The sequence below is a fragment of the Flavobacterium sp. genome (assembly GCF_046155325.1).
In the GTDB taxonomy this organism is placed as follows: domain Bacteria; phylum Bacteroidota; class Bacteroidia; order Flavobacteriales; family Flavobacteriaceae; genus Flavobacterium.
The window spans coordinates 19,627-35,528 of the sequence record NZ_JBJXDQ010000078.1; the positions used below are offsets into that span (position 1 = coordinate 19,627).

The following is a 15,902-nucleotide window of genomic DNA, read 5'->3' on the forward strand; positions in this document are numbered from 1 at the left end:
TTCGTACCTTTGTACTCTTAATTGCAATTTATGATTTTAGCTGTTGATGTTGGCAATACCAGAATTAAAGGAGCTGTATTTGAGAAAGATACCCTTTTGGAGGTATTTGTTTTTAGTAAATTCGAACTCCAAACTACCATTCAAAAGATCCTAAATATTTATGTTGAAATATCAGATATTATCATTTCTAGTGTTTCAGATATTGATAAACAAAATTTCAATAAATTTCAAAGAAGTTTAAATATTCATTTTGTTTCTCCAACATATAGCTTTCCTTTTGTAAACAATTATGAAACACCATTAACTTTAGGTGTAGATAGAATGGTGCTCGCCGCAGGCGCTACCTTGCTTTATCCAAATCAAAACCGATTGGTAATTGATGCGGGAACTTGTGTAACTTATGATTTTATTGATTCTAATAATAATTACTTAGGGGGGGCTATTAGTCCAGGATTGGGATTGAGGTATAAAACATTTCACGATTTTACTGCAAAACTCCCTTTATTAGCCCCAGAAAATCCAGATTCTTTTATTGGAAAGTCAACAAATGAGTCTATTCATTCAGGAGTTGTAAACGGATTAGTCTTTGAAATTGATGGTTTTATAGAGCAATACAAGGCAATCTATCCAAACTTTATAATAATTTTAACGGGCGGTGATACAGATTTTTTGGCTAACCAATTAAAAAATACCATATTTGCCAATTCTAATTTCCTTTTGGAAAGTTTGAACCAAACATATCAATATAAAATTAAAAATGATTAAAAAAATTGTAATAATAGCTTGTTTGTTTTTCTCTTTAATTAGCTTTGGTCAAGAAGGAACTGCATCTCCATATTCATTTTATGGTATTGGAGAAGTCCGATTTAAGGGTTCGCAAGAGAACCGTTCAATGGGAGGTTTGTCGATAATGTCTGATAGTATTCATATTAATTTACAAAACCCTGCAAGCTATTCAGATTTAAAATTGACTACTTTTTCTATTGGTGGAAGCGCAATTACTACAAAATTGAAAACCGATAGTCAAACTGCAAAAACTACTAGAGCTACTTTAGATTATATGGCCGTTGGCTTACCAATTGGAAAATTAGGGATGAGTTTTGGATTAATTCCATATTCTTCGGTAGGGTATAAGATAAAAACACTTTTTCCGGATGGTTCACAAAACAATAGACTTTTAGACGGTACAGGCGGTGTAAACAAGGTTTACTTAGGATTTGGATATAAAATAGCACCCAACATAAGTATAGGAGCTGATGTACATTATAATTTTGGAAATATTGAAACCAGTAGCCTAGAATTTATAACTGATGTTCCAGTAGGAACTAGACAATTAAATACCTCAGATTTGTCGGGAGTGAATTTTAATTTTGGTGCTATGTATCAAGCTAAAATAAATAAGAAAATAAATGTATATTCAAGCGTTAGTTTCACTCCAGAAAACAGTTTGAAATCTAAAAACAATATCAATATAGCAACTGTAAATTATGATACTTTTTTTAATTTGGTAATTGTAGATGAAATAGATACTATAAATGAAAATGTCGATTTAAAATATCCTTCTAAATTATCTTTTGGTGCTGGAATAGGAGAAAATAAAAAATGGCTATTAGGAGCTGAAATTACGCAGCAAAACAAAGCTAATTTGTATAATTCTTACAATACTGATGGTAAAGTCTCTTTTGGACAATATTCAAAATATGTTATTGGTGGATTTTTCATCCCGAACTACCAATCTTTTTCCAGTTATGCAAAGAAAATTGTATACAGAGGGGGATTAAAATATGAAAAAACAGGATTAGTGATTGATTCAGAATCGATAAATGATATTGGATTTACATTAGGATTAGGTTTGCCATTAAGAGGTACTTTTTCTAACATAAATATTGGATTTGAATTAGGAAAAAAAGGAACAACAAAATCAAACTTGATTCAAGAAAATTATGCTAATGTTGGCATAGGTCTATCTTTGAATGACAAATGGTTCGAAAAAAGAAAATTCAACTAGTATAATACTCCGAAATTATACTGAGGTTTAGCAAGCATAAACTATGGCCTTATCAAAAATAAATATTTTTAACATTATTGCCACAATAAGTATTGTGCTTTTCTTTTTTTCATGTGAAAGTAATTTTAAGGAAGTTCAAAAAATTAATTTTTCTGAATTTGTACCCAGTGGCGAAGCAGATTTTTTAAATCTAAAATATACTGATTCGGGTCAAATTAATGCCATTTTAGAAAGTCCAAAAATGCTTGATTACAATAATGTAAATTTTATATTTACAGAATTTCCCAAAGGAATAAATCTAACTTTGTTTGACAAGAAAGCAAAAAAGACATTTATAAAATCAGATTACGCTGTTTCCTATAAATTGACCAAAATTATAGATTTGCAAGGAAATGTAAAAATAACTTCGGAGAGTGGACAAATGTTAGAAACACAGCAATTATATTACGATCAAAAAAACGAATGGTTTTTTACCGAAAAAAGATTTAAATTTACAGATCAAAAAGGAGTTTCAAATGGTCAAGGAATCGATTTTAGTAAAGATTTTAAGATTGTTAATTCACAAAAAATTGTTGGCGAAATAGACTCCAACGAATAAAAACATAAATTATGAATTATCTAAAATATACCCAGTACGTATATCTAGTAGCTGCTCTTTTCTTTGTGTTTAAAGCAATTGAAATTTGGGATGAGGATAACGATCAACAGATACTTTTTATAGGAATAGCAGTCCTTTCTATATGTATGTTCCTTTTTAGACGAAAATTTGCTAAGAAATTTGAAGATAGAAATAACAAATCCTAATGCATGGAAATTAGTATTATTATATTGTGTTTAATACTATGTGCTTTTTTTTCAGGAATGGAAATAGCCTTTATTTCTTCGAATAAAATTTACCTTGAAATAGAAAAAAAGCAAAATAATTTTCTGGCGGCTATTCTCACTAAACTCACCGAAAAACCTTCTAAATTCATTACCGCTATGCTTATTGGTAACAATATAGCTTTAGTGATTTACGGATTTTTTATGGGTGAAATGTTGATGGGTTGGTTTGAAATTGCAGGCTTCAATTTTTCTAAATTATTCGATTTACTGATTCAAACTATTATTTCTACAGCCATAGTTTTGATTACCTCAGAATTTTTACCAAAAGTATTTTTTCAAATTTATGCCAATACTTTCATGAAATTATTTGCAGTTCCTGCTTATCTTTTTTATCAGTTGTTTTACTTCCTTTCTTCTTTTTTTATTGGTATTTCTGATTTTATATTAAAGTATTTTTTCAAAACAGAAAGTGATCAAGTACCCTTATATTTTAGTAAAGCAGAACTTGGAAATTATATTACTGAACAAATGAGTACGGTTGAGGATCATGAAAAAATTGATTCAGAAATTCAGATTTTTCAAAACGCCTTAGATTTTTCAAGAGTAAAAGCAAGAGATGTTATGACTCCTAGAACGGAGTTGGTGGCTATAGATTTGTATGATTCGGTATTAGATCTTAAACAGTTATTTATTGAAATGAGCTATTCTAAAATTCTAGTGTATCAAAATTCATTGGATGATATTATAGGGTATGTACATTCGTTTGATTTATTCAAAAAACCCAAGTCAATAAAATCAGTTGTCATTACTATTGAATATGTTCCTGAAACTATGTTCATAAATGATGTAATGAATTTACTGACCAAGAAAAAGAAAAGTGTTGCAGTTGTTCTTGATGAATACGGTGGGACTTCGGGAATCATTACTATGGAAGACATAATCGAAGAACTTTTTGGTGAAATTGAAGATGAACATGATTTGGACGAGGAATTGATTGAAAAAGAACTTGGAAATAGCACCTATATTTTTTCTGCACGCTTTGATGTTGAGTATTTGAACCAAACTTATAAATTTAGTATACCCGAAAGCGATTCCTATGGGACTCTTGGTGGTTTTATTGTAGATGCAACCAAAGAAATCCCACAAAAAGGCGCTGAAATTACGATTGATAATTATTGTTTTAGAATTGAAGAAGCAACAAATAAAAAAATAGAGTTGGTGAAATTGACAATAAAACAATGATTTTTTTTAAGATTTAAAAAAATCTTGTAAAATAAAACGCTTCAATTATAATTATTAATTAGATAATTGTATTTTCGCAAACTGAATTAAAATAAATAACAATAAAAATGGCAGTTTTACAAAAAATTAGACAACGTTCCGCTTTAATGATATTAGTCATTGCATTAGCTTTATTTGCATTTATAGCTGGGGATCTTTTTAATAAAGGAAACTTTGGAAAAAGTTCCAATGACGTAGGTAGTATTAATGGAAAAGATATTCCATTTGAAGAATTTAGAGTTAAAGTGAGTAATGTTGAAAAAAGCCAACAAGGGATGACCTCTACAGCTGCAGCCAATACCGTTTGGAATCAAGAAGTTTCAATTGCATTGTTATCTTCTGAATTTGATAAATTAGGTTTGAGTGTAGGAACAAAACACATTATGGAAGTTCTAAAAGCAGATCAAAATATTGGAAAAAACCCAACTTTTTTGAATGCCAAAGGTGAATTTGATGAAGCAAAATTTAAAGAATTTTTCAAATCAAACCCAGATCAAGCCGAAGGATTGAAAGCAAGAGAAAAAGAAGCTGAAATTAACGCCAAATATCAAATATATTCTTCTTTAGTAAGAGCAAGTAATTATACTACTGATGCTGAGGGCAAATTGAAGTATGAAATGGAAGCCAACAAAGTTAATTTTGCTTATGTTGCTGGTTTGTACTCTTCAATAAAAGATACTCAAGTAAAAGTTACTGATACTGAGATTGTTGAATTTATTTCAAAAAATGAAAAAAAATACAAATCAGATGAAACACGTGAAATAGAATATGTATTGATTGAAGAAAAAGCATCGGTTGCTGATGAAAACGATATCAAAAATAAAGTAAATAGTTTATTATCAGGAAGTATTGTTTATAATCAAACAACTGCAAAAAACGATACTTTATCTGGATTTAAAAATGCAGTAAATGTTGTTGATTTTGTAAATTCAAATTCGGATGTTCCTTATGATTCTACTTATGTAGCCAAAAAAGATTTACCTGCTGCTGTAGCTGAACAATTATATAACTTAGCACCTGGAGCAATATTTGGACCTTATATGAATGGTAAAAACTATTGTATATCTAAATCTTTAGGTAGAAAATCTGGAGTAAATGCAAAAGCAGCACACATATTAATTAGTTATGAAGGAACACAAGTTCCAAATAAAAAAGAAAAAAGAACTAAAGAACAAGCTAAAGCTAAAGCTGAATCCATTTTAGCCCAATTGACAGCAAATCCAGGTAGTTTTTTCATGTTAGCTTACACCTCTTCTGATGATTCTTCGTCTCAACAAGGTGGTGATTTAGGATATTTTGGACCTAATCAAATGGTGAAACCGTTTAATGATTTTGTTTTTAATAATCCTGTTGGAAAAATAGGTTTAGTAGAAACTGATTTTGGTTTTCATGTTATCCAAATTGCAGATAAACAAGATGGCGTTAGTTTAGCTACTATCGCTCAAAAAATTGAGCCTTCAGAAGCTACATCGGATAAAATATTTACTCAAGCCACTAAATTTGAAATGGACGCTAATGATAAAGATTTTGAAAAATTAGCAAAAGAAATGAAACTTACTCTATCACCAGCTGTAACATCAAAGGTTATGGATGAGTCTTTTGGTGCATTGGGTAACCAAAGAAATATTGTAAGATGGGCCTTTGAAAAAGGAACAAAATCAGGGGATGTAAAACGATTTGAAGTGGCAAATTTAGGCCACGTGATTGCAAAAGTTAAAAAGATAAACGAAGAAGGATTAATGACTGCAGAAGCCGCTAGACCCTCTGTAGAAAATAGTATTAAAAACAAGAAAAAAGCAGAATTGTTAAAAGCTAAAATGTCTGGTAGTTCATTAGAAGCTATTGCAAAAAGTTCAGGAAGTGCAATTCAACAAGCAACAGCAATAACTATGGAAAACCCATATTTAGCTACAGGTCAAGAACCTAAAGTTGTTGGAAATGCTTTTGCACTAACCGCCAACAAAATTTCGGTGCCAATCGAAGGTAATTCAGGAGTTTATGTAATTAAAAACAATGGTGTTGTTAGAGCTCCAGCATTGAAAGATTTTGCTCCTTATGTAGCTAAATTAAAATCTCAAAGTGCAGGAGATACAAATAGAGTTATTCCCGCACTTAAAGCAGAAGCTAAAATTGTAGATAACAGAAGCCAATTTAATTATTAAAATTAAAAACATTATAAAAACAGAAAATCCCGATTTATCGGGATTTTCTGTTTTTATAAAATCATATCTTTATAAGGAATTATTGTTTTAAAACCTTTTTTTATAAAATATTCTTTTGGGTTTTCTTTTGAAATGGCCAATACAAAATCACCACCCCAAGCGCCTAAACTTTTTATTACACCCTCAAAATCAGGAAACCTTGATTCTTTAATGGTTTGTATTTCTAGAATTAAACTTAATTCGGCTTCATGTTCCTCTAATGCCAAAGCAAATTCACTAAGTGTTGTAGAATGTAAAACTTTTTGTGTAATGCTATTGTTTTTAATTATGGATTCGGTCAATTCTCTATTTTTATTATTGTAATAGGATAGTATCGACTCTTTACTATTTTGTTTTTCATCAAGGTATACAAAATATAGGTTATCAGAGAATGTTGGGTTAAAATTTATTTTTTCAATAATAGGTTTTTCATTGACTAAATGATACAAAATAGGGTAGTTATTTTGTGCGCAAGCGATATCATAACCACTGCCTCCAAAACTATTTTTCAGTAAAATAAAAGCATCAATTTCTAGCCACTGGGCAATATTATTTATTAAAGTAGATGAGGTGCCCAGTCCCCAATTTCTTGGAAAAGTAAGCGTTGTAGAAATGCTATAACCTATACTACCATCAATAAACTCTTGATTCAATTTGAAAGCTTCATGTAAAATGCAAATTAAAGTATTTCTTATGGAAGATTTTTTTTCAGTATTGTCATTAATAGTTATATTTTCAAAAGTGAAAGTGTCTTCAAACCAAATACTACCGTCAGAATCATAGCTTTTCCAATGAATCTCTGGTTTGCTTTTTTCTTCAACAATTAAGTTTTGTCCAAATTTGGTTGGTAACGCAAAAGCTTTTGCCCCATCAAGAACTAGATATTCCCCTGTGATTAATAGTTTTCCGTTGCTATAAAATTCTTTTTTCATAGTATTTGCCACGAAGGCACAAAGTCACAAAGGTTTTTTAATGACTGTTTTTTTATAAAATCTGTTTTTATCTTTATCTTAATGCTAGATTATCCTCCTTAATTTTTGAATATAATCAACAACGCTACTATGTGTAACAACATTTTTTTCGAAATGTTTTCGAATAAGTAGGCGTTCCTCATCGGTAGCTTCCAGTTGGTTGAGTATGTTATTCAAATGCATTTTCATGTGTCCTTCTTGTATTCCAGTTGTTGTTAAAGAACGTAAAGCTGCAAAATTCTGGGCTAATCCAGCTACTGCGACTATTTGCATTAACTCTTTTGCAGTTGGATTTTCTAACATTTCTAACGAAAATTTTACTAATGGGTGAAGCGAAGTCAAACCGCCAACGGTTCCCAAAGCTAAAGGTACTTCAAGCCAAAAACTGAAAATCCCATTCTCGATTTTGGCATGTGATAAACTGGAATACTGTCCGTTTCTAGAAGCATAAGCATGAACTCCAGCTTCGACAGCCCTAAAATCATTGCCAGTTGCAATTACTATGGCATCGATTCCGTTCATGATTCCCTTATTATGAGTAACTGCTCTAAAAGGTTCTATTTCGGCAATTTGAACAGCTCTTACAAATTTTTCGGCAAAATCTTTAGGATCATTAATATGTTTTTCTATTAATTCTTCCAAAGGACAGGAAACTTCGGCTCGAACAATACAATTTGGAACATAATTTGACAAAATGCTCATCACTACCTCAATATTTTTTTCTTCTTCTGAAAATGATTCAAATGAATGGACTTCTTCTTTCAAAGTTTTGGCAAATTGTTCTAAACACGAATTGATAAAATTGGCTCCCATTGAATCTTTAGTATCAAAAGTAGCATGCAATTGATAGTAATTTTCTATTAAATGAGTTTTGTTTCTTAGTTCAATTTCTAGAATGCCACCGCCCCGTTTTTGCATATTTTTAGTAATGCTTTCCGTTGCAGCGATACATTTAGCTTTAATTTCTAAAAAGAATTTTTCTAGTTTTAAAGCATCGCCAGTAAACATAAAATGAACCTGACCAATTTTTTCAGTATTTAAAACTGTAGTTTTAAAACCGCCACGAGTTGACCAAAACTTCGCTGCTTTTGCCGCAGCAGCTACAACCGAACTTTCTTCAATAACCATCGGAATGGTATAGTGTTTTCCGTTGATTAGAAAATTGGGAGCCACACCCAGTGGTAAATAAAAATTAGTTATCGTATTTTCTATAAATTCGTCGTGTAGATTCTGAATTTTTTCGTCGGTATTCCAATAGTTTTTCAGCAATGATAGTGCTTCCTTAGGATTTGAAAAGTATTCCTTGGCAATCCAGTTTATTTTTTCTTCTTTGGATAATTTAGAAAATCCAGTTATAAAGTTATTCATTTTAAAATATTTCAATCCATTTGGATACAAATATACGTTTTTAGCGGTTTTATTTGCAGTCTAAAAACAGGGTATGCTAATTTTATTTTCAACATTTAACAAGTTAAATGTGAAATAAGTGTAAATTTTTCACTAAAATTGACCTTTATTATTTAAACACTACTTGTATTATAAATAATTTATAATCTTATCTTATGACAACCGATACCCAATTGCACACAGATAATTTTTTCGGACATCCACGTGCCCTTTTTATCTTGTTTTTTACCGAAATGTGGGAACGATTTTCATTTTATGGGATGAAGGCCTTGCTTATTTTTTATCTTACAAAATATTATTTTTTTTCAGATGAAGCTGGTAATTTATTAGTGGGGAGTTACGCTGCTCTAGTATACGCTATGCCAGTCGTGGGTGGTTTTATTGCTGATAGATATTTAGGATTCAGAAAAGCGATTGTTTTTGGTGGAATATTATTAGTACTAGGTCATTTAGGAATGGCTTATGAAGGAAATGCCACTACCAAAACATTAACAGGAGAAATTGTAAGGGATGATTTTGCTTTGCAAATATTTTATTTGTCCCTAGCTTTTATAGTGATGGGAGTTGGTTTTTTGAAAGCTAATATTTCATCTTTGGTTGGAGAATTGTACGCTGAAGGAGACAAACGACGCGACTCTGGATTCACCATTTTTTATATGGGAATCAATTTAGGGTCTTTTTTGGCAACTTTAGTTTGCGTATGGTTAGGCGAAATTTATGGATGGAGCTATGGCTTTGGTGCAGCAGGCATCGGAATGCTTATAGGTTTATTAACTTTTATTTCAGGTAAAAAATTGCTGTTGGGAAAAGGCGAATCGAATTTTCCAGAATTTTTAGAAAAGAAAGCTTTTGGCATCAAAAACGAATGGTTAATTTATGGTGGAAGCATATTCTCAATAGCTATAGTTTGGCAGATGGTTCAAAGTCATAGTGTAGTTCAAAATTTACTTATTATTGCGGGAGGGATTTCGTTTATATATATTGCATATTATGCCATAACCCAATTAGATAAAATAGCAAGAGAACGATTAATTGCACTTACAATTTTAATTATTTTCACCATTGTTTTTTGGGCTTTGTTTGAACAGGCATATACATCTTTGAATCTTTTTGCCGACAGGATTTTAGATAGAGGAACTATCCCTGCAGGTAATTTTTTGAGTCTTAATGCTTTATTCATTGTCCTTTTCGCTCCTGTTTTTGCTTGGCTTTGGGTTAAATTAGGAAAATACAATCCCAATACAGCCATCAAATTTTCGATTGCTTTATTATTAGTTGGTCTTGGATTTGGTTCCTTAGTTTTAGGAATAAATGTTTCAGGAATGGGAAAAGTGGGTATGTTTTGGTTAGTACTAACTTATTTTCTTCATACTTGCGCAGAGCTTTGTTTGTCGCCTGTTGGTCTTTCTGCGGTTACTAAATTGTCCCCCGTAAAAATCGTAGGTTTTATGATGGGTGTGTGGTTTTTAGCCACTGCCGGATCTGAATTTATAGCCTCCATATTGGCCAATATTGCCTCTGTGGACACCTCAAACGGGGAAGCTCCCGATTTGAATTTGGCAAAACAAAGCTATTTGAAACTTTTCGAATATTTATTTTATACCGGAATAGGTTTTGGAATTGTACTTTTGGCACTATCAAAATCAATTAATAAATTAATGCACGGAGTAGATAAAGAATTAAATAAATAAACTAACTCGGAGAATATTTCGAGAGGTATTAGCAATCTGTGGAAAAAAAACCGAAGCACAGCTTCGAGGAATTAAACCTAAAAGAGATTAAAATATGAACCAAAATTCAACAGACCAGTTTTTTAAAAATCCAGTTTTAGGACATCCAGCAGGATTATTTGTTTTGTTTTTTACCGAAATGTGGGAACGGTTTTCCTTTTATGGCATGCGCTCTTTGCTTATTTTATTCTTGACAACAGCTGCAGTTGATGGGGGGTGGGAATGGACTAGAGAAAATGCTTCCGCTCTTTTTGGGTCTTATGTAGGATTGGTTTATTTGTCAACTATGCTAGGCGGTTATTTTGCCGATAAAATAATTGGTTTTCGTTGGGCTATTGTACTTGGAGCTACATTGATGACTTTAGGACACGCCTCGATGGCGGTCGAAACGGAATTTTCCATCTACTTGGGATTGTTGTTATTGGTTTTCGGTAACGGATTTTTTAAACCAAACATGACTTCTATTATTTCGGAAATATATAAAGATCGTCCCGAGAAAAAAGATGGCGCTTATACTTTATTTTATATGGGAGTTAATGCAGGTGCGTTTTTCGGGATATTACTTTGCGGTTATTTAGGAGAAAAAGTAGGTTGGAGTTATGGTTTTGGATTAGCTGGAATCTTTATGTTTTTCGGAACCTTACAGTTTTGGTTATCCCAAAATATCTTTGGGGATATTGGTTTAAAACCTAATGCAGTAAGCAAAGCTAAAGCCGAAGCTTTAGATACCGATAAAAGAAATCCTTTTACCCCGATACAATTAGGCGTTATAGCGATAACTTGTATTTTGGGATTACTTTGGATACTAAACGATCCAGCATCAAAAATTTCGGGGGGCAAAATCAATATTTTTGGTTTTCTGGGCGAAAACGGAAACTCCATTGCCATTGTTACTGCTTTGGGATTATTTATTTTGTTACTTATTTATCGATTCACTCAATATTCTCAAATCACGAAAGAGAAGTTAATTGCCGTGACATTCTTCGCTTTTTTGACCATTTTCTTTTGGGCTATATTTGAGCAATCGCCTAATAGTTTGACCATTTTTGCCAGCGATTATACGAATAGAGTTTTAGAAGGAAACTGGAGCATAACCTTTTTAGTAATCAATTCCTTGATTACGATATTACCATTGGCCATTATCACTTGGGTTTTGTATTTATTATTCAAGCAAACGTTCAAAAATTATGCAGTAGCCAATATGATCTTGAGTATTAGTTTCGTTATTATTTGGGCCATTGCTATTTGGATGTTGGTGAAAGATTTTTATTCTGCTGGCTATTTAGCCTTATCAGATGTCACATTAGCATCTTTTAAAATCGATAAAGTAACCACACCATTAACCGAGGTTCCTGCTACTTGGTTTTCGACTTTAAACTCCTTATTTATCATCACTTTGGCACCTTTATTTTCAAAATGGTGGGAGAGCAAATACAATCCATCCGCAAATTTAAAATTCGGAATCGGGATGTCCTTGTTGGCTTTGGGAATGGCTTGCGTTGCTTTTGGTGCAGACGGCATACTTCCAGGAGCTAAAACGGCATCGGTAAGCATGATCTGGCTTATCCTTGTCTATCTTTTCCATACGATGGCCGAATTGTGTATTTCTCCAGTAGGATTGTCTTATGTGAGCAAATTAGTTCCGGCAAGAATGATTGCATTTATGTTTGGAGTTTGGTATCTTGCAGTCGCAATTGGAATGAAAGGAGCTGGAATGTTTGGCGAAAACATTGACACCATAGCAAATGAACACGGATTGAGTTATTTCTTTTGGATGTTAACCCTGATTTCTATGTCTGTAGCGGTTTTTTCGATTGCCATGTCACCTATCATCAAAAAATTAATGCACGGTGTTCGATAATGGCACTATATTTGGGAAGTTAAATTTTAAAATTAAATAAAAATGAAATATAAAATTGTATTATTCTTGCTTTTAGGAATATTAAATCTTCAGGCACAAACAGTTAAAAAAACCAAAGTTAAAAAAGCAACCAAAACTGAAAATAAATCAGTAGAAGTCGAAAAAGAGATGCCATTTGTTTGGCATACCGATATGAACAAAGCGGTTGCTCTGAGCAATTCATCGAAAAAACCTATGTTGCTTTTTTTTACAGGAAGTGACTGGTGTGGTTGGTGTATTCGTTTGCAAAAAGAGGTGTTGAAAACACCTGAATTTGAGACTTGGGCAAAGAAAAATGTAGTTTTAGTCGAGTTGGACTATCCAAGAAGAACTCCCCAAACTCCTGAAATTCAAAAACAAAATGCCGAATTGCAACAAGGTTTTCAGATTCAAGGTTTCCCGACTATTTATTTTGTAAATGCAGATATGAAAGACGGAAAAGTAAATTTTGTTCCTATCGATAAAACAGGTTATGTTGCTGGAGGACCAGCAGCTTGGCTGGCCGTTGCCGATGGGATTTTAGCAAAAAAATAATCTCAATCTAACTTATAAAATCCCTTTTCGCCGGTCGCGTGAAAAGGGATTTTGTTTTTCAGGCAAGTGGTTTCCCAAAGCCCCCCCGCTAGCGCGAGCGTCACGCTCGTGACAACAATCTCTTACAGGCAAGAGCTAGAAGCTCGCGCTAGCAGGGGTTAGACCAGAAACCATTTGGGACACGGCAGTAGAAAATATCCCAATTTTAAAACTTCAAATTACTGAAATCATTTCAACTATTGAAAAAAAATACCACTACCCATTTAAAAATAAAGCTCAAAAACGTATGTTTTTGAGCTTTGTTTTACCTCTGTTTAACTTTTATTCAGTTTAAAGATTTTAAAATCGGAATGCTCCAATCTATTATTTCAGCATATTTTTTAGTTAAAATTCCGTTACTAGATCTAAAAATTAATTTTGCAGGTTTATAATCTTCAGAATTGTCATAAATGTACAGGCGATCAACAAATTTCAAAATGACGCAACAATTAGAAATTGATTTTATATAACGAGAAATTATTTTTGTTATCGGAACATCGTGGCCGCCCTCTAAAACTCTGTTTGTTATTCTCATAGCATTTATTGAAGGATGAGAAGTTCCCACAAAAAAGAAACGAATAAAAAAACCATTGTCTTTAGCTTTTTTAAGGAATTCAATTTTATCGGGTGCAGAAAAAACAGTTTCAAAAATAAAACTTTGTTTTTTTAAAATACATTCTTCTCTTCTTTCTGCAGCAAGAATTGCAGCTTTTAAAACAAATTCTTTATTGTTCCAATCTCCAAATTCATCTTGAGCAATCATGTCAGGGTTTATATAAACACAATCTTTAAGCCAGTCATGTTTTAAAATTTGAGTAGTAATTGATGTTTTGCCAGACCCATTAGGTCCCGCAATTACAATTAAGGTAGGTTTATATTCCATTTAAAATATAATTTTCATACCGTTTTTTAGACGCTATAATTTCCTTTTTTTGTAATTCTTTAAAATTTTTAGAAGCCAATTTGGCTCTTTTTTTCACATCTACCAAAACGTCTTTCATTAGTTTCGCTAATTCTTTGTCTGTTGGTTCATTGTTATATAAAAGAGAAGTTGTTTTCATATCCAAATTTGTTTTAACAAAATTACAAAAATTAAATGAAATAAGGTATAAATCCATTATACATGAACAGAATAAGCGGCCGTATTGATTGTTTTAAGGCCATCACTTTAATAAAAAAAGCTCAAAAACAACTGTTTTTTGAGCTTTGTTTATACTAAACCCTTTTATAAAAGCATTCTGTCGAACTGGACTAAAACTGAGATAATCAAGAAACAACATTCCATTTTTTATGGGCATAAGCGTGACGCTTGCGCCAGCGTGGGAGAAAAATGATGCTGTAATTAAAGAAAAACTATCTAAAGAGGTAATTGTCAACAAAGGAATAAAAATAAAAAGTAAACTAGAAATTCCTTTTTTTAAGCTTGAGGGAGATATGTATTTAGTTACAGATTATTCTTCAGAGATGAAATTAATTTATAACGAAAGAAGTTTAGGTATTTTTTTAAAAGAAACAGGAGATTTAGTTCAAATGGGAAGAGAAGAAGTAATTAAAACCCACGAATTTTATTTTGAACAAAAGTAAATCAATTAACATCAACACTTTTTGAAACTGTACATATATTGATAGTTTAAAGGAATTCCTAAAACGAAATAATCTCAATCTAATTTATAATATCCCTTTTCGCCAGTAGCGTGAAAAGGGATTTTGTTTTTAAGGCAAGTGGCTTTCCAGAGACTAATATAAGTTCTATAATTGGAAGCGTCTGCCACAACTATTTGTGGTTTTAGGTTTTGAAATAGTCTGTCCATATTTATTTTTGGAGATTGGGTCAGCACCACAATATCTGGCTTAGTATTTTTGGGATAAACGCCCAAACTATCCAAAATTAAAATCTTCTTGCCTTTAAAGTAAAGGGTGTTTTGTAACTTTTCTGTCGATTGTAAATAACTGAAATTGCCTATTAAGTATGCATTCAATGTTTTATTTTCATTAGCTGTTTTCAAAAGGCTGTCATTGGCAAACAGAGTACTATTTTCTCCATTTCGTTCCGTAATCAGCGTGTTCTTTTTCGAATGGAAAATGACGAATTCCTTCTGGTTTTGAATTGTCCAATGCGTTAGGAAATAGCTAAATTGCACTATTAGAATTGCAATCATTGCTAGAGAAAGCCTATTAAAACTTGGCTTTTTAAACCAAATAACTGTTGCAATTATCAGCAAATAAACACTCCACAACAAATAACTGTTGAATGGAATATCTTGAATAATAAATTGCTCTAGCGAAGCAATAGCATTGATGATTTTGTTTAAAATAAAAATACTCCACTCTAGTGCTTTGGATAAAAACAGTGGCGCAACATCGAAAGCTGCCAAAATCATGACAATTACGCCCAAAACCATAATGATACTCAAAAACGGAATCACGACTAAATTGGTTACAAAAAACAAACCCGGAAACTGATGAAAATAGTATATGCTCAATGGAAATGCGCCAATTTGCGCAGCAAAAGAAACAGTTAGAATTTCCCAAAAGTAGTTCGTTACTTTATTTTGAGGTACCCAAAGTTGGGCTAATAAAGGTTGTAGCCAAAGAATAAAAAATAATGCTAAATAACTCAATTGAAAACCCACATCAAACAAAAACGAAGGTTGGAACAGCAAAATAAGCAATCTTATTATCTGCAAGGATGTATGCCTGTTTTTCTGTTTCAGTTAAATGTTCTAATCTTACGCAAGGCACAGTCTTTAAATCTAATTTTAAAGATGCAAACAATCTGCCATGTCCTGCAATGATTACATTTTCTTTGTCAATTAAAATTGGCTGATTAAATCCAAATGCTTTTATGCTTCCTGCTATTTGTGCTATTTGTATTTCATCATGTTGTCTGGCATTGTTTGCATAAGGAATAAGTTTGTCAGGGTTAATTTGTTCTATTTTTAATTCAGGGTTGATTTGTTCTATTTTCATTTTCTTTAGGAAGTTTTGTTGGTGAATAAGTATAAA

The 15,902-nt window shown here is 32.0% G+C and carries 15 protein-coding genes; 9 read left to right on the forward strand and 6 right to left on the reverse strand.

Annotated elements, in window-relative coordinates; all coding sequences use genetic code 11:
- Positions 1-30: 30 nt before the first annotated feature.
- The 5 genes from ACKVOD_RS05355 to ACKVOD_RS05375 all read left to right on the forward strand — a co-directional run bounded on the left by ACKVOD_RS05355 (position 31) and on the right by ACKVOD_RS05375 (position 6,276).
- Positions 31-765, forward strand: a complete 735-nt coding sequence (locus tag ACKVOD_RS05355) for a type III pantothenate kinase (protein ID WP_409208441.1) — start codon at positions 31-33, stop codon at positions 763-765.
- The gene (locus ACKVOD_RS05360; protein ID WP_409208442.1) at positions 758-2,008 is read left to right on the forward strand and encodes a hypothetical protein; all 1,251 of its coding nucleotides are present in this window, start codon (positions 758-760) and stop codon (positions 2,006-2,008) included. Before ACKVOD_RS05355 ends, ACKVOD_RS05360 begins: the two co-directional genes overlap by 8 nt.
- A 43-nt stretch (positions 2,009-2,051) precedes the next feature.
- Entirely contained in the window at positions 2,052-2,606 is a 555-nt protein-coding gene (lptC, locus tag ACKVOD_RS05365) for an LPS export ABC transporter periplasmic protein LptC (protein ID WP_409208443.1), read from the forward strand.
- 209 nt (positions 2,607-2,815) lie between these two features.
- Positions 2,816-4,075 carry a hemolysin family protein gene (locus ACKVOD_RS05370; protein WP_409208444.1) on the forward strand — a complete coding sequence of 420 codons (1,260 nt, stop codon included), beginning with the start codon at positions 2,816-2,818 and terminating at the stop codon, positions 4,073-4,075.
- 107 nt (positions 4,076-4,182) lie between these two features.
- Positions 4,183-6,276 (forward strand): peptidylprolyl isomerase, encoded by a 2,094-nt coding sequence (locus ACKVOD_RS05375; RefSeq protein ID WP_409208445.1) that lies wholly within the window; start codon positions 4,183-4,185, stop codon positions 6,274-6,276.
- 53 nt (positions 6,277-6,329) lie between these two features.
- Here the strand turns inward: ACKVOD_RS05375 and ACKVOD_RS05380 are convergent, their stop codons facing one another.
- On the reverse strand, positions 6,330-7,247 hold the full coding sequence (locus ACKVOD_RS05380; protein ID WP_409208446.1) for a GYDIA family GHMP kinase: 918 nt from the start codon (positions 7,245-7,247) through the stop codon (positions 6,330-6,332).
- A gap of 84 nt (positions 7,248-7,331) precedes the next feature.
- A complete protein-coding gene (locus ACKVOD_RS05385) occupies positions 7,332-8,669 on the reverse strand; it encodes a hydroxymethylglutaryl-CoA reductase, degradative (RefSeq protein WP_409208447.1) in 1,338 nt (445 codons plus the stop codon).
- Between the two features lie 179 nt (positions 8,670-8,848).
- Here ACKVOD_RS05385 and ACKVOD_RS05390 point away from each other — a divergent pair, with 179 nt between their 5' ends.
- The 3 genes from ACKVOD_RS05390 (at position 8,849) to ACKVOD_RS05400 (ending at position 12,857) form a co-directional block, all read left to right on the forward strand.
- A complete protein-coding gene (locus ACKVOD_RS05390) occupies positions 8,849-10,384 on the forward strand; it encodes a peptide MFS transporter (protein ID WP_409208448.1) in 1,536 nt (511 codons plus the stop codon).
- 94 nt (positions 10,385-10,478) lie between these two features.
- Positions 10,479-12,284, forward strand: a complete 1,806-nt coding sequence (locus ACKVOD_RS05395; RefSeq protein ID WP_409208449.1) for a peptide MFS transporter — start codon at positions 10,479-10,481, stop codon at positions 12,282-12,284.
- A 42-nt stretch (positions 12,285-12,326) separates the two neighbouring features.
- The gene (locus ACKVOD_RS05400; RefSeq protein ID WP_409208450.1) at positions 12,327-12,857 is read left to right on the forward strand and encodes a thioredoxin family protein; all 531 of its coding nucleotides are present in this window, start codon (positions 12,327-12,329) and stop codon (positions 12,855-12,857) included.
- 325 nt (positions 12,858-13,182) lie between these two features.
- Here the strand turns inward: ACKVOD_RS05400 and ACKVOD_RS05405 are convergent, their stop codons facing one another.
- Together ACKVOD_RS05405 and ACKVOD_RS05410 are read right to left on the reverse strand one after the other, a co-directional pair.
- Positions 13,183-13,779 carry a zeta toxin family protein gene (locus ACKVOD_RS05405; protein ID WP_409208451.1) on the reverse strand — a complete coding sequence of 199 codons (597 nt, stop codon included), beginning with the start codon at positions 13,777-13,779 and terminating at the stop codon, positions 13,183-13,185.
- A complete protein-coding gene (locus tag ACKVOD_RS05410; protein ID WP_409208452.1) occupies positions 13,769-13,957 on the reverse strand; it encodes a hypothetical protein in 189 nt (62 codons plus the stop codon). The genes ACKVOD_RS05405 and ACKVOD_RS05410 overlap by 11 nt, the downstream gene beginning before the upstream one ends.
- Before the next feature lie 229 nt (positions 13,958-14,186).
- On the opposite strand from ACKVOD_RS05410, the gene ACKVOD_RS05415 reads away from it, so the two are divergent.
- Positions 14,187-14,480 (forward strand): hypothetical protein, encoded by a 294-nt coding sequence (locus ACKVOD_RS05415; RefSeq protein ID WP_409208453.1) that lies wholly within the window; start codon positions 14,187-14,189, stop codon positions 14,478-14,480.
- A 74-nt stretch (positions 14,481-14,554) separates the two neighbouring features.
- On the opposite strand, the gene ACKVOD_RS05420 is transcribed toward ACKVOD_RS05415, so the two are convergent.
- Together ACKVOD_RS05420 and ACKVOD_RS05425 are read right to left on the reverse strand one after the other, a co-directional pair.
- Entirely contained in the window at positions 14,555-15,559 is a 1,005-nt protein-coding gene (locus ACKVOD_RS05420; RefSeq protein ID WP_409208454.1) for a ComEC/Rec2 family competence protein, read from the reverse strand.
- Positions 15,531-15,902, reverse strand: a 372-nt coding sequence (locus tag ACKVOD_RS05425; RefSeq protein WP_409208455.1) for a ParB/Srx family N-terminal domain-containing protein, incomplete at its 5' end; no start/stop codon positions are given. The genes ACKVOD_RS05420 and ACKVOD_RS05425, both read right to left, overlap by 29 nt.